Source organism: Halomonas sp. MMSF_3323 (genome assembly GCF_030733595.1).
GTDB classification, from domain to species: domain Bacteria; phylum Pseudomonadota; class Gammaproteobacteria; order Pseudomonadales; family Halomonadaceae; genus Halomonas; species Halomonas litopenaei.
Genome location: NZ_JASHIT010000017.1, coordinates 1 through 22580, shown reverse-complemented (window position 1 = coordinate 22580; position 22580 = coordinate 1). Strand labels below are relative to the sequence as shown.

18 protein-coding genes are annotated in these 22580 nt (G+C 64.6%); 6 read left to right on the top strand and 12 right to left on the bottom strand.

Annotated features, from left to right (window positions below):
• Positions 1-122: 122 nt before the first annotated feature.
• Positions 123-1052, bottom strand: coding sequence for a DUF808 domain-containing protein (locus RBB39_RS10365; protein WP_045990907.1), 930 nt, complete (start codon positions 1050-1052; stop codon positions 123-125).
• 95 nt (positions 1053-1147) lie between these two features.
• Between RBB39_RS10365 and RBB39_RS10360 the strand changes: the two genes are divergently transcribed.
• From RBB39_RS10360 to RBB39_RS10340, 5 genes are all read left to right on the top strand, one after another.
• On the top strand, positions 1148-1522 hold the full coding sequence (locus RBB39_RS10360) for a hypothetical protein (RefSeq protein ID WP_286985737.1): 375 nt from the start codon (positions 1148-1150) through the stop codon (positions 1520-1522).
• Between the two features lie 341 nt (positions 1523-1863).
• Complete coding sequence (wecB, locus tag RBB39_RS10355) at positions 1864-3009, top strand: non-hydrolyzing UDP-N-acetylglucosamine 2-epimerase (protein WP_306169073.1); 1146 nt, start codon at positions 1864-1866, stop codon at positions 3007-3009.
• Positions 3002-5194, top strand: a complete 2193-nt coding sequence (locus tag RBB39_RS10350; RefSeq protein WP_306169072.1) for a glycosyl transferase family protein — start codon at positions 3002-3004, stop codon at positions 5192-5194. The genes wecB and RBB39_RS10350 overlap by 8 nt, the downstream gene beginning before the upstream one ends.
• Positions 5191-8340 (top strand): tetratricopeptide repeat protein, encoded by a 3150-nt coding sequence (locus RBB39_RS10345; RefSeq protein ID WP_306169071.1) that lies wholly within the window; start codon positions 5191-5193, stop codon positions 8338-8340. Before RBB39_RS10350 ends, RBB39_RS10345 begins: the two co-directional genes overlap by 4 nt.
• A 101-nt stretch (positions 8341-8441) precedes the next feature.
• Complete coding sequence (locus RBB39_RS10340) at positions 8442-9308, top strand: DUF4434 domain-containing protein (protein ID WP_083970160.1); 867 nt, start codon at positions 8442-8444, stop codon at positions 9306-9308.
• A 78-nt stretch (positions 9309-9386) separates the two neighbouring features.
• Here RBB39_RS10340 and astB read toward each other — a convergent pair whose 3' ends face one another.
• From astB to RBB39_RS10315, 5 genes are read right to left on the bottom strand one after another with little or no spacing between them, the layout of a single operon-like run.
• Positions 9387-10742 carry an N-succinylarginine dihydrolase gene (gene astB, locus RBB39_RS10335; RefSeq protein ID WP_045990921.1) on the bottom strand — a complete coding sequence of 452 codons (1356 nt, stop codon included), beginning with the start codon at positions 10740-10742 and terminating at the stop codon, positions 9387-9389.
• A 5-nt stretch (positions 10743-10747) separates the two neighbouring features.
• Complete coding sequence (gene astD / locus RBB39_RS10330) at positions 10748-12217, bottom strand: succinylglutamate-semialdehyde dehydrogenase (protein ID WP_045990905.1); 1470 nt, start codon at positions 12215-12217, stop codon at positions 10748-10750.
• Entirely contained in the window at positions 12217-13260 is a 1044-nt protein-coding gene (gene astA, locus RBB39_RS10325) for an arginine N-succinyltransferase (RefSeq protein WP_045990904.1), read from the bottom strand. Before astA ends, astD begins: the two co-directional genes overlap by 1 nt.
• The gene (locus tag RBB39_RS10320) at positions 13260-14330 is read right to left on the bottom strand and encodes an arginine N-succinyltransferase (RefSeq protein WP_045990903.1); all 1071 of its coding nucleotides are present in this window, start codon (positions 14328-14330) and stop codon (positions 13260-13262) included. The genes astA and RBB39_RS10320 overlap by 1 nt, the downstream gene beginning before the upstream one ends.
• Positions 14331-14368: 38 nt before the next feature.
• Positions 14369-15583, bottom strand: coding sequence for an aspartate aminotransferase family protein (locus RBB39_RS10315; RefSeq protein ID WP_045990902.1), 1215 nt, complete (start codon positions 15581-15583; stop codon positions 14369-14371).
• A 266-nt stretch (positions 15584-15849) separates the two neighbouring features.
• Here RBB39_RS10315 and RBB39_RS10310 point away from each other — a divergent pair, with 266 nt between their 5' ends.
• Positions 15850-16581 carry a class I SAM-dependent methyltransferase gene (locus tag RBB39_RS10310; RefSeq protein WP_083970157.1) on the top strand — a complete coding sequence of 244 codons (732 nt, stop codon included), beginning with the start codon at positions 15850-15852 and terminating at the stop codon, positions 16579-16581.
• On the opposite strand, the gene RBB39_RS10305 is transcribed toward RBB39_RS10310, so the two are convergent.
• The 6 genes from RBB39_RS10305 to RBB39_RS10280 form a co-directional block, all read right to left on the bottom strand.
• Complete coding sequence (locus tag RBB39_RS10305; RefSeq protein WP_239452484.1) at positions 16569-17561, bottom strand: GlxA family transcriptional regulator; 993 nt, start codon at positions 17559-17561, stop codon at positions 16569-16571. The genes RBB39_RS10310 and RBB39_RS10305 overlap by 13 nt on opposite strands.
• Positions 17562-17644: 83 nt before the next feature.
• A complete protein-coding gene (locus tag RBB39_RS10300) occupies positions 17645-18196 on the bottom strand; it encodes a cysteine hydrolase family protein (protein ID WP_045990900.1) in 552 nt (183 codons plus the stop codon).
• Positions 18197-18544: 348 nt separating this feature from the next.
• Complete coding sequence (locus tag RBB39_RS10295) at positions 18545-18769, bottom strand: hypothetical protein (protein WP_124802861.1); 225 nt, start codon at positions 18767-18769, stop codon at positions 18545-18547.
• Positions 18770-19491: 722 nt separating this feature from the next.
• Complete coding sequence (locus RBB39_RS10290; RefSeq protein ID WP_045990898.1) at positions 19492-19713, bottom strand: hypothetical protein; 222 nt, start codon at positions 19711-19713, stop codon at positions 19492-19494.
• Between the two features lie 442 nt (positions 19714-20155).
• Positions 20156-20668 carry a DUF417 family protein gene (locus RBB39_RS10285; protein ID WP_045990897.1) on the bottom strand — a complete coding sequence of 171 codons (513 nt, stop codon included), beginning with the start codon at positions 20666-20668 and terminating at the stop codon, positions 20156-20158.
• 793 nt (positions 20669-21461) lie between these two features.
• Positions 21462-22439, bottom strand: coding sequence for a GlxA family transcriptional regulator (locus tag RBB39_RS10280; protein ID WP_181248576.1), 978 nt, complete (start codon positions 22437-22439; stop codon positions 21462-21464).
• Positions 22440-22580 lie beyond the last annotated feature (141 nt).

Here is a 22580-nt window from a genome sequence, read left to right as displayed (position 1 = left end):
ACAGGAAAGGGCCATCGGCAAAGCCAGGAAAGGGCCATCCACCACACAAGAAGGGCGACCCACGGGTCGCCCTTCTTGCTTGAAGCCAGGAGCACGCTCCGCCCCTGTCTACCTATCCGCGATCAGTGGCCCTTGCCCCGAAGCCGCTGGATGCCGGTCCAGACGGCCACCAGGGCAGCACCCACGGCCAGGCCGAACAGGCCGTTCCCCAGCATTGGCACCAGCCCGTGCATGATGGCGTCGAGGCCGGGAAGGGCTACCTCGGTCTCGGCCAGCCCCTCGATCCAGTGCCCGACCACCGGGATGCCGTGGGCAAGAATGCCACCGCCGACCAGGAACATCGCCAGGGTGCCGAAGATCGACAGCCCCTTCATCAACAGCGGTGCGCCCTTGAGCAGTCCTCGGCCCAGGGCCTGTGCCAGGCCGCCGTCCTTCTGCGTCAGGTAGAGCCCCAGGTCGTCGAGCTTGACCAGCCCCGCCACCAGGCCGTAGACACCCACGGTGATCAGCAGGCCGATGGCCACCAGCACCGCGATCTGCTGGCTCAGGGGGGCGGCGCTGACGGTGCCCAGCGCGATGACAATGATCTCCGCCGAGAGAATGAAGTCGGTGCGGATGGCGCCCTTGATCTTGTCGCGTTCAAAGGCCTTCATGTCGGTTTCGCCGTCGGCCAGCGCCGCCAGTCGCGCCTGGCGCTCCTGCTCGGCGTCTTCCTTGTGCAGGAACTTGTGGGCCAGCTTTTCCGCGCCCTCGAAGCACAGAAAGGCCCCGCCAAGCATCAGCAGTACCGTCACCAGCCAGGGCACGAAGGCGCTGATCAACAGCGCGCCGGGAATCAGGAAACACTTGTTGAACAGCGACCCCTTGGCCACCGCCCACACCACCGGCAGCTCGCGATCCGCCGCCACGCCGGTGACCTGCTGGGCATTGAGCGCCAGATCGTCGCCGAGAACACCGGCGGTCTTCTTGGCCGCCACCTTGGTCATCACCGAGACATCGTCGAGCAGGGTGGCGATGTCGTCGATCAGGGTTAACAGGCTACTTCCAGCCACAGGGCATCCCTCCTTGGCCTGGGAAAACTTGGGTAGACTCAGCATAACCGCTCGGCCCCTTCGCCGCCGCAGCAATTGCCCCGGAGGTCTATGCCATGTCGCAAGCATCCACTGGAAAGCCGGCAGCATCAAAGGCCCATCCAGACTTGCCCGATGCCAGGCCGCAGCCGGCTTCAGATCCCGCTGCTGACGATCTGACAGCCGACAAGCTGACGCCCGACGACCTGGCGCTCTTGCTCGAAGCTGTGCCCGAGGGCTACAGCGAGGTGCACTACCGGGGACGCCGCTACGCCATGACCCGACGCACCTTCAATCGAGGGCGCTCGCTCAAGGTGTTCGCCCGGGAGTTGGGCGGCAACGATGTGGTCAGTCTCAACGGCTACCTGACCGCTCGTGGGTGGCAACTGAAGCCCTGCGAAATGAGCGAGCACAAGGTGCTCGACTTCCTTGTGCATTGCAAAACCTGCTGACTGGCTGGCTGGGTCGTCCCGGGATTCGATTCCCGGCGCCGCTCTCTTTCCAGGCTCGCCGCTACCCTCTCTCCCCAGGCTCGCCGCCGCCCTCTCTCCAGGCTCGCCGCTACCCTCTCTCCACGCTCGCCGCCACCCTCTCTCCAGGCTCGCCGCTACCCTCTCTCCCAAGAGTCGCTCCGCCTCTCCCTTACGAGGTGTCGCTCTCTCGCCGCTTTCGGCAAAAAATATCCTTTTGTTGACCTTGATCACTGCGATAACGCCCGGTTCGCACCGAAGTATGCTGAGATAATCAAAGAATACTTTACTCCGCTCCCATGGGACGTCTCATGCCTGTCGTCATGCTCGTTGTTGGAACCCGTCCCGAGGCGATCAAGATGGCCCCGGTCGCCCAGGCCATACAGGCATGCCCGGAGCTGTCACTGCACCTGTGCGCCAGCGGCCAGCACGACGAGATGCTGTTTCAGGCGCTGTCGCTGTTCGACCTCACGCCGGACAGCAACCTGGCGGTGATGAGGCCAGCCCAGACCCTCAACGGTCTGATGCAGGCGATGATCCAGGCACTCGACCAGGACATGTCACGGGTGGCCCCCGACCTGGTGATGGTCCATGGCGATACCGCCACCTGCTTTGCTGCGAGCCTCGCGGCCTTCCACCGCCGGGTCCCGGTGGCCCATGTAGAAGCCGGCCTGCGCACTGGCAATATCGCGTCGCCCTGGCCAGAGGAGGCATATCGCAGCATGGTGGCGCGTATCGCCCGGCGCCACTACGCCCCCACCGAGTCGGCGCGCCACAACCTGCTGCGCGAACAGGTAGCGCCGGATTCCATCCTGGTGACCGGCAATACCGTCATCGACGCCCTGGCCTGGATGAAAAGCCGCCTCGACCGCCAAGGCTATCGCCCGGCCGCCCCCTCACCGCTTGCCGCGCTGCGCGACGATGCCAGGCTGGTGCTGATCACCGGCCACCGCAGGGAGAACCACGGTGAAGGCATCCGTACCATCTGTACCGCCATCGCCGCACTTGCCGCTCGCTACCCGGACGTCGATCTGGTCTACCCGGTCCATCTCAACCCAGCGATCAAGGACGTCGTGGAACACGCCCTGGCGGGTATCTCCAATGTGCTGCTGGTGCCGCCCCAGGACTATCGCGACTTCGTCTGGCTGATGGGCCGCGCCAGCCTGATCCTCACCGACTCCGGCGGCATCCAGGAAGAGGCGCCAGCCCTCGGTGTGCCGGTGCTGGTGATGCGTGAGCACACCGAGCGCAGCGATGCCCTAAACGCCGGTACCGTCATCCTGACCGGTAGTGACAGCGACGCTATCGTGGCCGCCTCGGCGCGACTGCTCGATGATGAGAAGGCACGCCGTCGCATGGGCGCGATCCCCAATCCCTATGGCAGCGGAGACGCCGCCAGTCAGATCATCGACGACCTTCACGATTGGCTTGCCCACACCCTCGAGGCACACGAGGCCGGCGATGCCTGAGCTATCCCCCGAGCTGTCACTGTGGCTGGTCGACGCCACCATCCATGTGCTGTTCGCCCTGAAGTACGTCGCCATAACGCTGTGCCTGCTGATGCTGGCCATGGGCATCGATGACCTGTTTCTCGATCTGGTCTACTGGACCCGGCGCAGCTGGCGCTACTGGTCGATCTATCGCGACAATCCCCGGGCCAACGAGGAGCGTCTCTATCAGGCACGGGAGAAGCCGCTGGCGGTCATGGTGCCGGCCTGGCAGGAAGTCGGCGTGGTCGGCCAGATGGCCCAGCTGATGGCCAGCACCATGGACTACGAGAACTATCAGATCTTCGTCGGCACCTACCCCAACGACCCCGAGACCCAGGCCGAGGTGGACGCGGTCTGCCAGAGCTTCAGCAACGTGCACAAGGTGGTCACGGTACACCCCGGCCCCACCAGCAAGGCCGACTGCCTGAACAACATCATCGAGGCCATCGCGCGCTTCGAGAAGGCCGCCGGGATCGAGTTTGCCGGCTGCATCCTGCATGACGCCGAAGACGTCATTTCACCGATGGAGCTTAGGCTCTACAACTATCTGCTGCCGGACAAGGACCTGATACAGGTCCCGGTCTACCCCTTCCGTCCACGCTGGTATCAGCTCTCCGGCGGCCACTACATCGACGAGTTCTCCGAGTACCACGGCAAGGACGTGCTGATCCGCGAGGCCATGTGCGGCCAGGTGCCCAGCGCCGGGGTCGGCACCTGCTTCAGTCGTCGTGCGCTGGCCCACTTAAGGCAGCTCAATGACGGCATCACCTTCGACATCTGGAGTTTGACCGAAGACTACGATATCGGCTTTCGCCTGCACGAAAGCGGGCTTTCCTGTGTCTTCGTGCGCTACAGCGTCGAGCGCGATGAGCTGTCGCCTCGGCGCGAACACGCCCACGGCCTGTCGAAGCGTGACAGCAAGGTGATCTGTGTGCGCGAGCACTTCCCCACGGCGCTGGGCGCGGTGGTCCGGCAGAAGTCCCGCTGGATCACCGGTATCGTCTTCCAGGGTTATCAGCATCTGGGCTGGAGCCGCACCAACTGGCGTCTCAACTACTTTCTGTGGCGCGACCGTCGTGGCCTGGTGGCCTACCCCCTGGCGCTGGTCGCCACCCTGCTGATGCTGATCTTGGCAGGGCTGTGGCTGTACGCCGTGCTGTCGCCACAGGCCTGGCACTTCCAGTCGATCCTCGGTGGCTGGCTGCTGGAGACCCTGCTCACCATCAATGGTCTGCTGCTGGTCAACAGGGCCTTCCAGCGCTTCTACTTCGTCAAGATCTACTACGGCTGGCGTCAGGGCCTGCTGTCCTTTCCACGCATGCTGTGGAGCAATCTGGTCAACTTTCTGGCCAACGTGCGGGCCTGGAAGCTGTTCTTCACCCGGGCGCGCCACCGCACCTTCGCCTGGGACAAGACCACCCACGACTTCCCCCAGCTCGACGACGCCGTGCAAGTCTCTCTCGAAGCCCTGTTGATCGAGGATGGCGTTGTCACCGCGAGCGATATCGAACGCATAGGTGTTGAGGTCGGAGCACGTCGGCTACCCAGAGAGCTGATTGCACGAGACCTGGTGTCCGGGGCAACGCTGGCCAGACTTGAAGCCAGACGGCGGGGCATCGCCAGCGTCGAGATCCATCCGTTGGTGCTGTCGCCCGCGCTGATCGACGCCCTGCCCCGGCATGTCGCCCTGCGCTACGCCACGCTGCCCATCGGCGAGAGCGGCGACAGCCTGATCATCGCCACCGAGACCGCCTTGAGTCCGGTCGCCATCGGCGCCATTGGCCGGCGCATCAAGCGTCCTGTCGAGCAGCGTCTGGTCCCGCTCGGACGCGTCACCCTTGGCCTGCGCCACTGGTACCTGGGAGAGCTTGGCGACGTCGACCGGGACCGACTGCTTGAGCTGGATGCAGACGCCGACGCCGCACGCCTCGATGGTTACTGCGCTCACCAGTACCTGCTCGGAGAACTGTTGCTGGAGCAAGGGCTTATCACACCCGCCCTGTTCGGCCAGGCGATGATCGACTTCGATCCTGAACAGGGTCGTCTGGGCGACTTCCTTGTCGCGCGCGGGATGATCGAATCGAATGACCTGGAGCGAGCGCTCGCGCTCCAGGCGGACCACCGCCGACAGGCGGCCCGCAGTCTCGAGGATGTGGCGGTATGAAGGCCAGGGCGATGTCGCTGCTGATCGCCGTGTCGCTGGCTCAGCTGCTGACTCAGCCACCGGCCTTGGGGCTGAACCAGTTCGAGGAGTTTCACAGCTACCCTTATCTCGACAAGGCCTACCGGGCAGCAGAACAGCGCGACTGGGCGCAAGTCCAGCAGCTGATGGAGCACCTGATCAGCCAGGTGCCCGAGAACGTCGAGGCCTATCGCCTGCTGGCCCAGGCACTGGCGAAGCAGGGCAATCTGGATGGCGCCATGGCGGCGCTGGGGGCGCTGGACGCCAACGTGGCGGCGGTCCAGATCAATGCCCTGCGCCAGGCCTGGATCGCCGACGGCCACGCCAGCGAGGGCGAGTTGACGCTATGGCTCAGCGAAACGTCGGGCAGCGCCCGGGAGGCCCTGTGGAGCGCCCAGGCCAACTATTTGCGCGCAACCCGCGGCGCCCGGGCAGCACTGGAATGGCTTGCTACGGTGCCCGCCCGGCAGGACGCCCTGGCACGGGACCGCTACCGTGCCGCCCTGGCCGAGCAGATCCAGGACTGGAACGGCGTGATCGATGCGCTGGTGCCCCACGCCATGGAAGATACGCTGAACGACGACGACTGGCGACGCCTGTCGATCGCCATGATTCAGACCGATGATGCACGCGGCATCAATGCCTTGATCGCCAGGCTTCCCGAGGGCGACGTCCGCCATTTCGTGCTGCGCGCAGGCGCCGATCGCGCCATCGCCCTGGGCTACTCCGGGATCGCCCAGCGCTGGCTGGCCACCCTGGAGCAGTCGGATCAGCTGGACGCCAGCGACACCCGCAAGCTGCTGCAGACCTCGCTGGCAGTGGGCGACACCGACAGGGTCCGCCAGATGGCCAGCCGCCAGGACATGGATTGCCTGACGCTGGTGAGCTGGCTCAGCGATCATGGCGACCCCGAGGCCTTGAGCACCTTCACCGAGTGCGACGCAAAGGAAGATCCGCAAAGCTGGCTGATACTCGCCGATCGTCTCGATGCCCTCGAACTGCTGGAAACCACGGAACTGCCGGAGGCCTGGCACCAGCGACGCGATCGGGTGCTGCTGGATCGCTATCGCGCCGACGGGCTGGATGACAAGGCGCTGCGCCTGCTGACACGTCAGCCACAGACGCCGGCGATCCTGCGCGAGCGCGCCGAGTTGACCCAGCGGCTGGGACGCCCCGAGGCCGCCGAGCTATGGCAGCAGCACTATCATCTGACCGGCGATTCCGGCTCGCTTGAGCAGGCAAGCTATCTGTATCTGGCATCACAGCGGCCCCAGGCGGCCCGGCGACTGCTGGAGCAAGCCTTCAAGCTTGCCCCCGAGCGGCTATCGGCGACCTCACTGGCGCGACTGGCCCAGCTTTACGCCGACGACAATGCCGGCGTCACCGATTCAACGCTGGAAGCGCTGGTACGCCAGCCCCGACTGGCCGATACCGAGCGCAACAACCTGCTCGAGCAGCTTGCGCGCCACGATCGTTGCCCTGTCGTTCGCAGCGTGGCCGACGCCAGCACGCCACCCTGGGCGGCCCTCGGGATCTGCTCGCAAGACAGGCCCGCCCAGGCCGCCGCCTATCTTCAGAGGGCGCTGACACAGCTCACCCCGCGCCAGCCAGAAGCTGGCGCGGTGACGGCTGCAATGACGCAGCCAGAGATCCAGGCCCGCAAACGCCTGGCGTTCGCGCTGTTTGCCGCCGGCGACCCCGACGCCGCCTGGCGTCAGTGGCGAGCGTTCGAACGCGACGGCGCCAGCGACGGCAAACTCGACCAGACAGACCGCCTGGCCGGCGCGCGCAGTGCCCTGGCAAGTGGCGACACCGAGGGCGCCTGGCGCTGGTGGCCCGAGGATAGCGATAGTCCTGAGGCGAGGCTGCTCGGCGCACGCATCGCCTTGGCCCGCCACGACGACGCCGGCGCCGTGGCCCTGGCCAGAGGCGCAGTGGCAGCCGCCGGCGGAAAGCCCAAGACCGACGCCGCCATCCTGGAAGGCGCGAGCCAAGTGGCCCGCCAGGCCGGAGACCCGACCCTCGCACGCCGCTGGCTGACCGAGGCCCAGGCGGCCTCGCCGGGCTCGCCAAGGCTTGCCCGGGAGCTGGGACTGACGCTCGCTGCAACGGAGGAAGCAGGTGCTCGGTCAGAGGCCATTGCGCTGCTGGAGCGCGCCCGTCCGGCCTATCCAGAGGACTACGTCAGCGCCGCCACCCTGGGAAACCTCTACAGCACCATTGGCGACAACGCCCGCTCCATGACGCGCATCGAGGACGCTATCGACCTGCAGCCCTTCGACCTGGCGGTGGGCGAGGACAGCCTCGAGGCCATGGCCGAGCGCCGCTACCGGCTGCGAAGGGCCCACGAGACGCTGACGCGGCGCGACCGGATCACGCTGACCAGCAGTTGGTCGCCAACCAGCCCGACGCCGGGGATACGCAGTGACCCATCGAACCACGATAACGACGACGATAGCGGCCACGATATCAACACCCAGGTGGTTCAATGGGACCACGCGCTTGGCCACGACCCGATCCACCAGGGACGGGAGCTGGCCGGCTACATGAGAGCCATCATCGGCGGCGATGATCGTGATGATTACGGGCGAGGACGCTCCCTGGGTCTGGGACTGCGGGCCAAGCCGTTGGCCCGTCACAACCTGAACCTGTACGCCGAGATATTCGCCGAGTCCCAGAAAAACGATGGCGAGCACACCGACTACAATCTGCTGCTGAGGGCCACCGGCTCCTTTCTGGATCAGGGCGATTACAGCAGCGAATGGCGCGCGAGCCAGGATCAGTGGAACGAGCGCTCGCTCTATCTCGACGCCGCCTGGTGGACCCAACGTGGCGATGTACAGCTGTTCGGCCGCTACCGCCAGGGCCGCACCTTCAAGCTGCCGACCCGTTCGGCCCAGACGCTGATGCCCTACGCCAGTCTCCAGGCCACCAGCCACGACACCACCAGCTGGGACGAAGATGTACGACTCGCCGCCGGACTGCGCTGGGAGCGGTGGTACGACGAGGATCACTACAACGCCTTTCGCCGCAAGCTGAGCGTCTCCACCGAGTACCAGCAATCCCTGGGGGGCAACCTCTACCAGGAACGCGACGGCTGGATGATCCATCTGGAGCTGAGCCTGTGATGAACTCAAGCATTCTTGTGGCCGGACACCTCAAAGGCACCGCGGTGCCAGTCCCATTCGCTGGCATTGTCGCGCCACTGACCCTGACTCTGGTCCTTGCCATGCCCGTGGGGACGGTCGCTGCCGCCGACGACAGCCCCCTGACAAGAGCCGCCGAGAACTACCGCAGCGAAACCCTGTTCTACCAGCCTCAGAATCGCGATGCGACGCTCAGCCGACAGCAGTGGCAGACGCTGTGGCGGCGTACCCGCGAGAACGGCGTCCACACCTTGATCGTGCAGTGGACCCAGTACGGCGAAGAGACCTTCGGCGGCGCCGATGGCTGGCTGTCCAGCGCCCTGGTCGACGCTGAACGCCAGGGACTCGATCTGATTCTCGGTCTTTATCAGGACCCCGAATACTACGAAACCCTCCCCGACAACGCCCGCTTCCGTCACTACTGGTACCAGCAGTTGGCCAAGGCGCATGCGCGACAGCAGCAGATCCAGCGCCAATGGCCACTGACGCCGGTGGGCTGGTACCTGCCGGAAGAACTCGATGACTGGCTGTTTCGTGAACCCGGCGTACGCCAGGAACTGACGCGCCAGTTGGCCAGCGCCAGCCAACAACTGACGGGCCCGCTGCACCTGAGCATGTTCAGCGGAGGCTTCGTGACGCCAGGGGTCTACGCGGCCTGGGCCGAGGACATCACCGAAAGCGGCTGGCAGGTGTGGTGGCAGGACGACGAAGGCGCCCGCAACCTGGATCCGCCCATGCGCCAGGCCTACCGCGACGCCCTGAGCTGTCGCATCGGCGTCGTCCGCGAAGCCTTCGCCCGCACCAGCGCGACCGAATCCGACTTCCAGGCAAGCCCGGCGACCCCACGCCAACGCGGCAACGACTGCCATCCGGACGCGGTCTTTTCGCTGCGCTACATGCCCTGGGCAGAAGCGCTGCACCAAGGCCCATCTGGCGCTCTCGCTCAATAAAAAACCCCACCGGGGAGGGTGGGGTCGAATCGACAAACAGCAACCAGGATACGCGTGCTCATTTGAGCCCATCGCGGCTCAGTTGCCAGCTCCCTGGAAGGGGTACACAGGGCCCAGCGCGAGGAGGGACGTCAGCTCGTCCAGCGCCGCCAATGTCTCCTCGGCGAGCCTGGGATCGGCCAGGTCTTCCGGTGCCAGACGTTCGCGGTAGTGACGCTCGACCCAGGCGACCAGGTCGGCGTAGAGGGCGTCGTCGAGCAGCACCCGGCCGGACAGCGCCTCGCGCTCGGCCTGGCTCAGCACCACCCTGAGCCTCAGGCAGGCCGGACCACCTCCGTTGCGCATGCTCTGCTTGACGTCCTTGACCACCACCTCGCCGATCGGGTTGTTGCCGGCCAGCAGGTGATCCTGGATGCACCGCCACACCGCCTCACGCTCCTGACACTCCCCCGGCACCACCAGGGTCATGCTGCCGTCGTCATTGGACAGAAGCTGGGAGTTGAACAGGTAGGAGGCCACCGCATCCTCGAGGCTGACCGCCTCAAGCGGCACCCGCACCGGAATCAGCGGCGTCGACATCTTCTCGCGCAGCGCATCGAGGGTGGCCTCTTCGTCTCGGAAGGCCAGCTCGTGGTAGAGCAGCACCGGGCCGTTGCCCACGGCGATGACGTCGTTGTGGAAGACCCCTGCGTCGATGGCATCCGGGTGCTGCTGGGCGTAGACCACTTGATGCTCAGCGAGCCCATGCTGGCGGGCGATGGCCTGGCTGGCCTCCAGGGTCTGGCGGGCCGGAAAGCGATGCGGCTCGACGCCGTCACCACCGAAGGCCTGACGCCCGTAGACGAACAGGTGCACCCCTGGCTCGCCGTGCTCGCCGCATAGCCGGGTGTGGTTGGCCGCGCCTTCATCGGAGAACGCCGGCGTCGCCGGCAGCACCGGGTGATGGGCGAAGTGAGCGGGATCGGCGAAGATCGCCGCCAGCACCCGACCGGTGGTCTCCGGCTCCAGAAAGCGGTGGAAGCTCGACTGCAGGTTGGCCGGGGTGAAGTGCACTCGACCGTCAGCGGCATCCAGGCTCGGCGTTACGGTGCCGGCGTTGGCCGTCCACATGCTGGAAGCGGAGCACACCGCGCGCAGCAGTTGCGGCGCCTGGCTGGCGGCCTGGGCCAGCACCTGACCGTTGTCGCCGGCAAAGCCCAGCGAGCGCAGCGCCCCCAGGTCAGGGCGCTGCTGCGGCGGCAGCACGCCCTGCACGTAGCCCGCGTCCTTCAGCGCCTTCATCTTGGCCAGGCCCTGCAGCGCCGCCTCGCGAGGATTGGACACCAGGCCACCGTGGGACATCGACGCCACGTTGCCGTGGGCCAGCCCCGAGTAGTTGTGGGTCGGCCCCACCAGGCCGTCGAAGTTGACCTCGACCACGTCCCGCTGGCTCATATCGCTCACAGGCTCACCCCCGGCGGCAGCTTTTCAGGCAGATTCAGGGCTTCGCTCTCCACCGAGGCGACCGGGTAGGCGCAGTAGTCAGCAGCGTAATACGCACTGGGGCGATGGTTGCCGCTGTCGCCGACGCCGCCGAAGGGCGCGTCGCCGGAGGCGCCGGTGGTCTGGCGGTTCCAGTTGACGATACCGGCGCGGATGCGCAGCAGGAAGTCGTCCCAATCGGCCCGCTCCCCACCGATCAGCCCGGCGGACAGGCCATAGCGGGTGTCATTGGCGAGTGCGATGGCGTCGTCCCAGCTCTGGTAGCGGTAGACCTTGAGCAGCGGCCCGAAGTGTTCCTCGTCCGGCACCTCGACCCCGGTCACGTCGACGAGTCCCGGTGTCAGCAGGCTGGTGCCCGGCTCGACCTGGCGCATGCGCGACAGCACCTTGCCACCGCGAGCCTCCAGGTCTGCCTGAGCGGCGAGCAGCCCTTCGGCCGCCTCGACGCTGACCAGACCACCGTAGAACGGCGCCTCCTCGTCAAAGGGCTCGGCCACGCGCAGGCGCTCGATGGCACCGCTCAGGGCGTCGATCAGGCGATCACCGGCCTCGCCCTCGGGCACGATCAGGCGGCGGGCGCAGGTGCAACGCTGGCCCCCGGACAGAAAGGCCGACTGCAGGATGGTCAGCACCGCGGCGTCCTCGTCCGGCACGTCCTTGACCACCAGCGGGTTGTTGCCGCCGAGCTCCAGCGCCAGCACCTTGCCCATCTGGCCGGCGAACTGCTTGTGCAAAAGGCCACCGACCTTGGCGCTGCCGGTGAACAGGAGGCCATCGATACCGGCATCGGCGGACAGCGCCTGGCCGACCTGTGCCGCGCCCTGGACCAGGTTGATGACGCCCGCCGGCAAGCCGGCCTCGAGCCAGCACTGCAGGGTCAGGTCGGCGGTCAGCGGGGTCTGCTCGCTGGGCTTGAACACCACGGTATTGCCGGCCAGCAGCGCCGGCACGATATGCCCGTTGGGCAGATGGCCGGGGAAGTTGTAGGGGCCGAATACCGCCATCACGCCATGGGGGCGATGGCGCAGTACCGCTCGGGCGTCGCCCAGGTCACGCTCGCGCTCGCCGGTACGTTCCTCGCGGGCACGGATGGACAGCGCCACCTTGCCGATCATGGCGCCGACCTCGGTGCGTGCTTCCCACAGCGGCTTGCCGGTCTCGTGGGCGATGCTGGCCGCCAGGTCCTCGCGGTGGCTTTCAAGCACGCCACGGAAGCGCTCGACCAGGGCTTCACGCTCGTCAAGCGAGGTCAATGCCCAGTCGGGAAAAGCCTTGCGTGCGCTGGCAACGGCCTGGGCGACCTGCTCGTCGCTGGCGGCCTTGCCCTGCCACAGCTCGGCGCCGGTGATCGGGTCGAGCTTGGTGAAGGCCTCGGCGTCGCCGGACATCCACTGTCCATCGATAAGCAATTGTTGTGTGGGTTGCATCACGCCTCCTCGTCGGAATTCAGCACGCGCAGGGTGTCGCCGGAGGCGACCTCCAGCCTGCGCGCCTCGTTGTCATTGAGCACCAGCACGCCGTCGGCGTCGGGACCGCGCCCGACCCAGGCGGCACGGAAGTCGGCCATGCGGGTGGTCGCCGCCAGCCACTGGGGCCGCTCGGCGCTGTCGGCGTTGGGGTCGACCTCGACACGCACGTGTCGCGACAAGCGCACGCCCTTGACGTCGTCGATGTAGGCCTCGACCGTGGGGCCGCCGTCGAAGATGTCGATATAGCCCTCCCAGCGCAGCCCCTGCTTCTTGAGCATGGCCAGGGCCGGGCGGGTGTGCTCATGGACCTGACCGATGCAGGCACGCGCCTGCTCCGAGAGAAACGGCGTATAGATCGGGAACTTGGGCATCAGCTCGCCGATAAAGCTCTTCTGGCCAAGGCCGGTCAGCCGATCCGCCTCGTTGAAGTCCATGGGGAAGAAGTTGGCCCCCAGGCAGTCCCAGAAGGCGCTGCGTCCGTTCTCGTCGAAGCGTCCGCGCATCTCCGCCAGCACCTTCTCGGGAAAACGATCGCGAAATTCGGCCATGAACAGCCAACGCATCATCGACAACAGCGCGCCGTTGCGCTGATGGCGGCGATCGGCACCCCGGAACTCCGGGCGCAGGAACAGCGAGGCGACCTCGGCGTCGCCGGTGTGATCCGAGCTCAGAAACAGCGTATCGACGGTGCGATGCAGGTCGAGCTGCTTGGACGAGTGCGCCAGGGTGCCCACGCGGTAGTGATAGAACGGCACTTCACGCCCGACCTGCCCCTCGATGGCGCAGCAGCCGGCCAGATGCCCGCTCTCCTCGTCTTCCAGCACGAAGAAGTAGAGACGCTGGTCCACCGGGGTCTGCTCGTTGAACGCGCTCGTCGCGGAGGCGATCTTGTCCGCCAGAAACTCGCGGTTGTCGGGAAGGGAGGTGAAGCCGACGCCGGTCTCCCGGGCCAGCGCCTGGAGTTCGTCCAGGTCCCCTTCCATGATCGGTCGCATGCGCATTACAGCTCTCCCTCATCGTAGCCCGGGTCGAGCCCGTCATCGCTCAGCCCCAGCGGTGCCGCCAGCACCGCACGTCCTTCTTCCACGCCCAGCAGTTCGGCGTGGGCCGGCGACAGCATCAGCTGGCCGGTGGGCGACAGCGCGTAGCGCGCCACCGTGCAGCAGAAGCCGTCCAGGCACTGGTTGGCGACCATCGCAGGCTCAGCATCGGGTAGAGCGTGCTCTGGGCGGATGCGTACCGGGTGCCAGGCGGCGCGACGGAAGGACTCGAGGCGCATGCGGTCACCCTTGATCACCGGGCCTGCGTCGAACAGGTCGACGTGGCGCGAGCGCAGGAAGCCCTCGGCCAGCATCTCCTCCAGCGCCGCCTCGTGGGCCGGGTGCTCGCGCCCGATGGCAGCGCGCGCCTGGGGCGTCAGCAGCGCCAGGTACAGCGGGAACTGCGGCATCACCTCGGCGATGAAGCTCTTCGAGCGCACGCCTGCGGTGTAGTTGATCTCGTGGTAGTCGCGCACGAAGAAGTGGCGACCGACACTGTTCCAGAACGGCGACTCGCCGTCGTCGTCCAGATACCCCGGGAAGGCCATCGCCAGCACCTCGGCGAAGCGCTCGGGGTACTGGGCGATGAACATCAGCCGGGCACGGCGCAGCAGGCTCTCGGCGCTGGTGCCCTTGTAGCGCGGATCCAGCGACAGCGCGCACAGCAGGCTGGCGTCCGAGACCTCATGGGACAGCGCCAGGGTCGGCACCTCACGGCGAACATTGAGCTGCTGCGAGGCGTGGATCAGGGTTTCCTGGCGATAGGTGTAATACGCCTCGGTGGCCCCGGCCAGGGCGCGGATGGTCGCCGTACCGACCACCTCACCCCGCTCGCGATCCTCGAGCACGAAGGTGTAGTGCTCGTCGCCGGGCACCTCGGCCTCACTGGCAAACGCCCGCTGGGAGCGCGCGATGCGCTCTTCCAGGCGATCACGGTGGGCCGGCAGGTTGGTCAAACGTGGCTGGGCGGAACCCGCCAGGCGCTCCAGCGCCGGCAGGTCACCTAGCCGCACAGGGCGAACGGCCAGCATCGGATGCCCTCCCGTCAGCTCATGTTGATCGGCACCTTTCACGACGCGCTGACCATCCGTGCGATGGCGCGTTCGAGACGCTCGAGTCCCTCGACGATGTCGGCCTCGGGAATCACCAGCGACGGCGCCATTCGCAGCACGTTGGGGCCGGCGATCAGCGCCATCAGACCTTCCTCGATGGCCAGCGGCAGGATGTCCTTGGCGCGACCTTCATACTCGGGGGCCATCTCGGCACCGATCAGCAGTCCCATGCCACGAATTTCCTTGAACACACCGTGCTTGCGGTTGATCGCTTCCAGGTGCTCGCGGAACAGGTCGTGACGCTTGGCGACGCCACCGAGCACTTCCGGCGTGTCGATATGACGAATCGCCGCCAATGCCACCGCCGAGGCCAGGGCGTTGCCGCCGTAGGTAGAACCGTGGGTGCCCAGCACCAGCACCGGGGCGACGCGATCGGTGGTCAACATGGCGCCCACCGGGAAACCACCGCCCAGGCTCTTGGCGCTGGTCAGGATGTCCGGGGTGATGCCGTAGTCCATGTAGGCGTACAGCGAGCCGGAGCGGCCCACGCCGGTCTGCACCTCGTCGAACACCAGCAGGGCGTCGTACTCGTCACACAGGTCACGCAGGCCCTGGAGGAACTCGGGCGTGGCCGGCACGATGCCGCCCTCGCCCTGCATCGGCTCGACCATGATGGCGCAGGTGTCGTCGCCGACCAGTTCGCGCACGCTGTCCAGATTGTTGAACTCGGCGTGGAGCACGCCTCCGGGCACCGGCCCGAAGCCCTGGGAGTACTTGGGCTGGCCACCCACGCTGACGGTGAACAGGGTGCGACCATGGAAGGACTGACGGAAGGAAATGATCTTGTCCTTGTGGGCCCCGTGCTTGTCATGGGCCCAGCGACGCGCCAGCTTCAGTGCGGCCTCGTTGGCCTCGCCACCGGAAGAGCACAGATAGACCTTGTCGGCGAAGGTACGCTCGGTCAGCTCCCGGGCCAGCTCCAGTGCCGGCTCGTTGGTGTAGACGTTGGACAGGTGCCACAGCTTGTCGGCCTGGGCCTTGAGGGCCTCGACCAGGACCGGGTGGCAGTGACCCAGCGAGTTCACCGCGATGCCGCCGGCGAAGTCGATGTACTCGCGGCCTTCCTGATCCCACAGACGGCTGCCTTCGCCGCGCACCGGGATGACCTTCTGAGGAGCGTAGTTGGGCACCATGTACTGGTCGAAGTCGGCACGGCTCGGGGTATGGCTCATCGGGGATCTCCGCTGTGGTTGGCGTTGCCCGTCGTCGGACGGGAGCGCGCAGTTTGCGCGCTACTGCAAAGCATGAAATGGATCGATGCTTCGAGTATAGGGACGCCCTCGCTCCACGGCTTTCAGCAATGGGACCCGCTTTTTCACAAAGCTCTGTCCTTGCGCCCTGCCCTTGCACCATCGTCATGACGCCTACCCAGGCTTCGTCTAGGCTGAAGACTCCCGCAGGACCTGACCCGATCACTACCACCTCCAGGGGCTCCGCCATGCTCAACACCACCGTCTGGAACCGCTGGCGCTATTCGCTTTATGCCCCCATCTACGACGCGGTGGCCCAGCGTACCTTTGCCAGGGCGCGGCGGCGCTCCCTGAATCAGGTGTGCTGGCAGTCGGGGATGAAGGTACTGCTGGTGGGGGCCGGCACCGGCCTGGACCTGCCGTGGCTACCGCGCGACCTGGAGATCCACGCCAGCGACCTGTGCCCGGCGATGGTCAAACGTCTCAAGGATCGCGCCTGTCGGCTTGGCATCGACGTCGAGGCCAGAACCATGGACGCCGAGCGGCTGGACTACGCCGACAACAGCTTCGATGTGGTGGTGATGCACCTGATCCTGGCGGTGATGCCGGATCCGGCAAAGGGGCTCGCCGAGACCCATCGCGTCCTCAAAGGCGACGGCCAGCTATGCATGATGGACAAGTTCCAGAGCGACGAGCGGCCCTCGGGACTGGCGCGCAGGGGGCTCAATCTGCTGACATCCGCCATCGCCACCGATATCACTCGCCAGGCCCGGCCATTGCTGGACCAGGCAGGGTTTGTCATCGAACAGGACACTCCGGTGATGATGGGCTCATTGTTTCGCGCGTTGATCGCCGCCAAGGCCGACCACGCCGAGCCTCGACCAGCGAAACCGCGACCAGAAGAACCTCAACCAGAAGAACCTCGACCAGCCGAATCTCGACCAGCAGAACCTGGGCCTACTGAACATCAGTCCGGCTGAGCCTGCGTCCACTGGCGATGCTGGCGGCGCCACTGGGCCGGCGTGTCGGCTTCAAAGCGCTTCCACAGCCGGCGCAACTGACGTTCGTCGCTCACCCCCACCCGCTCGGCGATGTCCGCGAGCGACAGCGAGGTCTCGCTCATCAACTGCATGGCCAGATGCAAGCGAATGCGAGATAGATACTCTGGCGCGCTCATGCCGGTCAGTTGCCCAAAGCGCCGCCTCAGGTGGCGTTCGCCCATGGCGGCCTCGCGGGCCATGCCAGCCAGGGTCCAGGGAGCGGCCGGGTCCGCCGCCAGACGATCCTGAAGTCGATGAATGCGCTGATCGACGTGATTCCTGCCGGTCAGCCACACCCCGAGTTGCGGCTCCCGACCGCTGCGTCGCAGATACAGCACCATATCCCGCGCCACCGTCAGCACGGTCTGTTGCCCTGCAATACGCGAGAGCCAATGCAGCATGGTATCGACCCCGGTGGAGATGCCGGCGCTGGTCAGGATGGGCCCATCCTCGGTGAAGATGCAGTCGTCCTGCACCCGAGCCCCGGGGGCCAGTTCCTTCAATTGTGCCAGCAGCTGGTGATGGGTGGTGCAGCGGCGCCCTTCCAGCAGGCCCGCCTGAGCCAGCAGCAGGGTACCCGAACATACCCCCATCACGGCGCTAGCCTGCTCCGCGACGTCCCTCAGCCAATCGACCGTACGTCGCTGGGCGTCAGGCTCCATGGCGGCGCGGTACTGCCCCGGAACAAGCAGCAGGTCGACCTGATGCAGGTCATCGGGCAAGGGCGATATCCCGGACAGTGCGAGCGGACCAAGCCAGTCGAGCTGTGCCTGGGGGCCGACATAGTCGATCTGAAAGGAGATCTCGGAGGCAGCACTGCGCAACACCTGCCAGGGACCGATCAGGTCCAGAGGCACCTGACCGGGGATCATCAGGATGGCGATACGCCAGACCCTGGTCTTGTCGCAACTGCCCTGCACCCAACCTCTCCTCATCATTGTCGTTGGCGTGGTGAATGCTCAGGATATGGTGACTACTGCGGTCGCACCCGTCATGGACCAGCTCAGGCCGCAGCGGCTTCCTCACGCAACGCCTGCACGTCCACGATACGCGCGAATCTGCCGTCCAGCACCAGTTCGGTACGCTCGCGGATGTCGCTGGCGCTGAAGGTTCGCGCTCCCCGCTGCATGGCAAAGGTCAGGGTCGCTTCACTGACGAAGTCCACGGCGTATCCCAGATCGGAGGCCACCCTGGTGGTGGTCTCGCAGCACTGCTCGGTGCGAATACCGCTGATCCATAGCCGAGACACCCCTCGACCGCGTAGCCAGCGGTCCAGCCCTGTATCGGTGAAGGCGTTGTGGGCGGTCTTGTAAAAGGTCACATCAGCGGGGTCTTCGAAGCCCTCCATAGCTCGGGTCAACCCATTGTCGGGATCAAATGCGCCCTGGCTTCCCGGCTCCGTATGGATGATTCGCACCATCAACATGCCTGCCTCGCGTGCCAGGTCGATCAAGGAGCGCTGAGCTTCCGGCCAATCACCGAGTCGAGTGGCATCCCAGTAGGGGCGCGCGAGAAACGAGGCCTGAACATCGATGACGAGAAGTGCTGTGGTCATGTCCAATCTCCAGCAAAGGGGGGAGATTGCAGACTAGTGCCCCGCAGCAGCGATGCGCAGTACAGGGCCGGCCCTGAAGGGGGCAGATTCGGACATGACGTTACTATCGAGGATTCCGTCCATCGGCACCAGCATAGGAATCGGTATCGGCTGCCCTGACCTTTCTCCCATCAATGGACGAGTGCTGGATACCAGCAGACCGCAGCAGCGTAGCCACGATTGAGCATGTCATGAACGCAGGGGCATTCGAACGCAGCATCCTTCAAACGCTAAAAAGGCCCACCTGAGTGAGCCTTTCACGTAGCGGTCGCGAAACGCGACAACACTGCTGCCGTCTTTGCTGACGACTTACATATTCGCTTCCTGGAACGCCGCGATGGTCTCGCGCAGCAGTTCCTTCAGCTCTGCAACCTCCTGCTCGAGGGCTGCAATCTTGGCCTGGCGCTCTGCGCTTTCGGCATTCTCCTGGATCCGCTGCATGTTTTTCTGCAAGGTATCGGAATCCATGGCGAAGGCTGAGCCGACGGCCATCATCGAGACCAGCGCTGCAGTTGCCAACATCTTGGTTTTCATGTCTCTCTCCTCGTTTTCGTCGAACATCCTTCGACCACTTGTCCTGACCGCCGCCCCTGGATGGCGCTGCCGGGTGGTGGCAGGAAGCGGTAATCAACCAACGTTAGTGAAAGCCAAGGTGCGTCACGGCCACCGACAGGTAGGCGCTTCGACGACCACTCCCGAGCTCTTCCGCCGGACATCCAATGTCACGCTTCAATCGCTCTGCAAGACCGCGTCCCTGCGGCCAGTGAGCCAATCCTTCGACTCAAGTCCTTGAGGCGCTCGGTCCATGAACGTCCACGTGTCGGCGAACAGGCATCGATATCCGTTCGAAAAACACTGTTCACAAATCGACAAGATCAATCTAAAGGGCACCATTTCAGCACGCAACCGACGCTTGCTCTGCATGACCAGACTTGCACAGTCCGAACATTGGTTTGACCACTAGCGCTTTTGGCTGGCGGCATCTACCCAGCGGAAACCGCCAGCGTATTGATGCCCAACGTCTTGTCACAACCAACCCAAAGAGCGCTTCAAACCCGCAAGGCAAGACGGCGTCCCTGCCGCTGTAGATAAGGGAGTCATCAAGATGAGCACGCCTTTTCTATCACCTTACCGACATTTCCCTTCACGCTTGCATGTCCTTTTGGCTAGTTCATGCGCTGCCAGGGCGATCCTCTCGGGTTGCAGAGCGAGCGCCCTTTACGTCAGCGTTCCAGCGTGTCTTTCTCCAGCTTGTGTTACTGGGACTCTTCCAGGCTCTCTACGGTCATTTGCAGCAGGTCCTTGAGCTCAGCCACTTCCTGCTCCAGGGCCTCGACCTTCTGCTCTTCAGAGGCTTCGGTGCTGCGCTCTTCGATTTCCTGCATGCGCTTTTGCAGGGTGTCGGAGTCCATGGCATAGACACTGCCAGCGGCAAACATGGAGGCCATCACTGCGGCAAAGATCATTTTGGTTTTCATGTCACTCTCCTTGGAGTCGTCGATAGTGTTTCGACGTTGAATCGTTCTGATATTTTGTGCGTTATCGAGCATCCCTTGGGATCATCTTCCTGGACGCGCCGACACTCTGCCCTCTACTTCTATCTTCGGTCTAACCACTTTCCGTCTTTCCGACTCTCGTCGTAACGTTTTGTTACCCGGCAACATCAAATCTAATCGGCATCCCTCATATTGGCAATTGCAAATATGTCCATCTAATCATTCAGGCACAATATTCGTTTAAGCTGCTGATTTAATTCACCCAAACTTCTTGATTAGAAAGGTGCGCCGACGCGGACTCTTGCGCCCACACACCTTGGTAGCCATGTCCTCCACCAGCGCCCCTTCACAAAGGGACCAGGCGCGGACCGGGCTTTCCAGCCCGGGAAAGCCACACTCCCGATACCGAAAAGCCCTTTCATTTCTATGCAGCATCAGCAACCAGAGCGTCGTCCTGAGCATGCTGTGCACTGCGCTCTGCACTCACCGCCTGCCAGGCTGAGCCGGTGATCACCAGCGATGCGCCGAGCAGTACCAGATCCTTGGCCAGGAAGCCTCCGAACAGGGACGGGAATGCCAGGGTGTCACCCGACAGGCTGCTGACGTGCAGCACACCCGGCGTGGTCAACAGGAAGCTGGTCGTTGTCAGAAAGATCACGCTTGCCAAGGCACCACCCACCAGGCCGGCCTTTTTCGAGATGGGATAGGCGGCTACCAGCAGGCCGACGATAATCTCGGCGGTTCCGATCGCGGCCGATACCTGATTGACACTGGCGACATCATAGAGCCAGGCCATCAGTGGCGAACTGGCCACAATGCCCTGGATCGCTGCAGCTTCATCGGGGTGATACTTGAAAAAGCCGATCCAGAAAAGAATGGCGACGACGCCGTACAGGGCCACATAGAAACCCAGTCGAGAAATGGTGGTGTGGTTCATGTCTAACTCTCCGTCTTCACTTTTTTAGTTTGCGTGGATGGCATCTTGACGCCTCCACTTTGCTGCTACCGTTTCATTCACGCTTCGTTCGAATATGCACAGAATTCCGACCTCAATAGCGGCAGGCTTCCGAGCAACTCGTCTGTTGTTCATGGTGGTTGGTAGGTGTTACCTGCGACTTTCTTACACGCCTTCTTCATTTTTTTTCGTCCCGGGCCGCTATCGACACGCCCATCGACATTCCCGGGACGAAAGCAGATCCATTTGCTTGGCCGTTGCCTGACCTCAGCCAGCGGACAAGCCGTAACGGCTCCAGGAGTTACGGTATCTATGTAGCATTTATTGGAGATTCCTTACGTGCCAATGCTGTGCCGGTCTATGCACTCGGCGACGCAAAAGAAGGAAATACGCCAATTGTTAGCGGGTAGGCACATCGGGCAGTGCACAGTAGAGATAGCAAGAGGCGAAACGATAGGACGACAGAAGCCGGGGAGAGATCAGCGAGAGGAGTCGTGCTGGAGATGATGTAGAGCGCAGAGGCGAGTAGAGCGAGTGCAGACGGGACGAGTGCAGACGAGGCGAGTGGAGCGCGTGCAGACGGAACGAGTGGAGGCGAGGCTAGAAATGCGGGAGTGAGCAGGGGCGAAGCGAGAGGGTCGGAGCGAGAAGCTGAAACGCGACGGAGGGGAGAAGCACGGTGAAGACAGCAGCCGTTACCCTCAGGACCAGACCATTCCGACAAGCGTCGCTCATCAAGGCCTGAAGACGTACCGGATACAGAAAGCCTCGAGCGTCAGCCCAGTCGCTCTTCTCTCGGGGTCATGCCGAAGTGGTTGCGATAGGCCGTGGAAAAGTGGGCGGCAGAAGAAAAGCCGGTCTGCAGGGCGATCTCGCCCGCGGGCTGGTCGGTATCGCGCAACATTCGACGGGCCTTCTGCAGGCGCAGGTCCAGATAATAGCGGCTCGGCACCGACTTCAGGTACTTCTTGAACAGCCGCTCCAACTGACGGCGAGAGATCCCCAGGTGCTCGGCAAGTTCATGGGTAGACAGCGGCTCCTCGATGTTGGCCTCCATCAGCTGGACCGCCTCGACCAGGCTGTCCGGCGCATGGGCCAGGCGTGAACGCAGGGGGATCTGCTGGGGCTCGTCCCCCATGCGGATGCGCTCCATCACGAAGTACTCGGAGATACGAGTGGCAAGGCCTGAGCCGTGGTGGCTTTCCACCAGGGTGATCATCATGTCCATGGCGGCGGTCCCCCCGCCGCAGGTGATCCGGTCGCGGTCGATCTCGAACAGCTGCTGAGACAGGCGCACCCTGGGATGGGCCGCAGCGAAGGCCTCGAAACGCTGCCAGGGTAGCGTTGCCTGGTAGCCATCCAGCAGGCCCAGCCGGGCCAGGGCTTCGGTGCCACCGCCGATACCGCCAAGCACCACCCCGGACGCCGCCAGACGCCTGAGCCAGGCGGCCAGGTCATCAGGAATGCCCCCCGGCAGCTTGGCCGGACCACACACCAGCACCATATCGGGCTGCGACTCCGCCTCCCCCAGCGCGGCGCGTGGCAACACCGTCTGCTGGGAGGCGCTGGTCACCGCGTCGCCGCCGCTGGCGTAGCTGGTCAATCGATACAGGGTTCGCCCGTGCAGCAAGTTGGCCACGTGCAGCGGTTCGGTGGCACAGGCGTGCGCCAGCAGCGAAAACCCCGGCATGACCACGACCCCGACCTGTCGAAGCAAATCCGGCGAACGTGTTGTGCTGACGGTGTGTGGCATGGGGGGTCTCGAGGAGTGTGCGCGAGGCATATATTACGCCACTGATCTGCGAGATTCAGCGCCCATGTCCGTTGCGCATGGGCTACACCAGGTCGACACCCACGGCAGCTGGCTTCACATCGAAGGAGGCCGCGACCTCTC

What these genes read in the sequence shown, in the direction of transcription:
- RBB39_RS10320 (WP_045990903.1), bottom strand. Translation starts at nt 14,330, where the DNA reads ATGCTGGCCGTTCGCCCTGTGCGGCTAGGTGACCTGCCGGCGCTGGAG.
- RBB39_RS10295 (WP_124802861.1), bottom strand. Translation starts at nt 18,769, where the DNA reads ATGAAAACCAAGATGTTGGCAACTGCAGCGCTGGTCTCGATGATGGCC.
- RBB39_RS10300 (WP_045990900.1), bottom strand. Translation starts at nt 18,196, where the DNA reads ATGACCACAGCACTTCTCGTCATCGATGTTCAGGCCTCGTTTCTCGCG.
- RBB39_RS10285 (WP_045990897.1), bottom strand. Translation starts at nt 20,668, where the DNA reads ATGAACCACACCACCATTTCTCGACTGGGTTTCTATGTGGCCCTGTAC.
- RBB39_RS10310 (WP_083970157.1), top strand. Translation starts at nt 15,850, where the DNA reads ATGCTCAACACCACCGTCTGGAACCGCTGGCGCTATTCGCTTTATGCC.
- RBB39_RS10340 (WP_083970160.1), top strand. Translation starts at nt 8,442, where the DNA reads ATGCCCGTGGGGACGGTCGCTGCCGCCGACGACAGCCCCCTGACAAGA.
- RBB39_RS10360 (WP_286985737.1), top strand. Translation starts at nt 1,148, where the DNA reads ATGTCGCAAGCATCCACTGGAAAGCCGGCAGCATCAAAGGCCCATCCA.
- RBB39_RS10345 (WP_306169071.1), top strand. Translation starts at nt 5,191, where the DNA reads ATGAAGGCCAGGGCGATGTCGCTGCTGATCGCCGTGTCGCTGGCTCAG.
- RBB39_RS10290 (WP_045990898.1), bottom strand. Translation starts at nt 19,713, where the DNA reads ATGAAAACCAAAATGATCTTTGCCGCAGTGATGGCCTCCATGTTTGCC.
- RBB39_RS10350 (WP_306169072.1), top strand. Translation starts at nt 3,002, where the DNA reads ATGCCTGAGCTATCCCCCGAGCTGTCACTGTGGCTGGTCGACGCCACC.
- RBB39_RS10315 (WP_045990902.1), bottom strand. Translation starts at nt 15,583, where the DNA reads ATGAGCCATACCCCGAGCCGTGCCGACTTCGACCAGTACATGGTGCCC.
- astB (WP_045990921.1), bottom strand. Translation starts at nt 10,742, where the DNA reads ATGAGCCAGCGGGACGTGGTCGAGGTCAACTTCGACGGCCTGGTGGGG.
- astD (WP_045990905.1), bottom strand. Translation starts at nt 12,217, where the DNA reads ATGCAACCCACACAACAATTGCTTATCGATGGACAGTGGATGTCCGGC.
- RBB39_RS10280 (WP_181248576.1), bottom strand. Translation starts at nt 22,439, where the DNA reads ATGCCACACACCGTCAGCACAACACGTTCGCCGGATTTGCTTCGACAG.
- wecB (WP_306169073.1), top strand. Translation starts at nt 1,864, where the DNA reads ATGCTCGTTGTTGGAACCCGTCCCGAGGCGATCAAGATGGCCCCGGTC.
- astA (WP_045990904.1), bottom strand. Translation starts at nt 13,260, where the DNA reads ATGCGCATGCGACCGATCATGGAAGGGGACCTGGACGAACTCCAGGCG.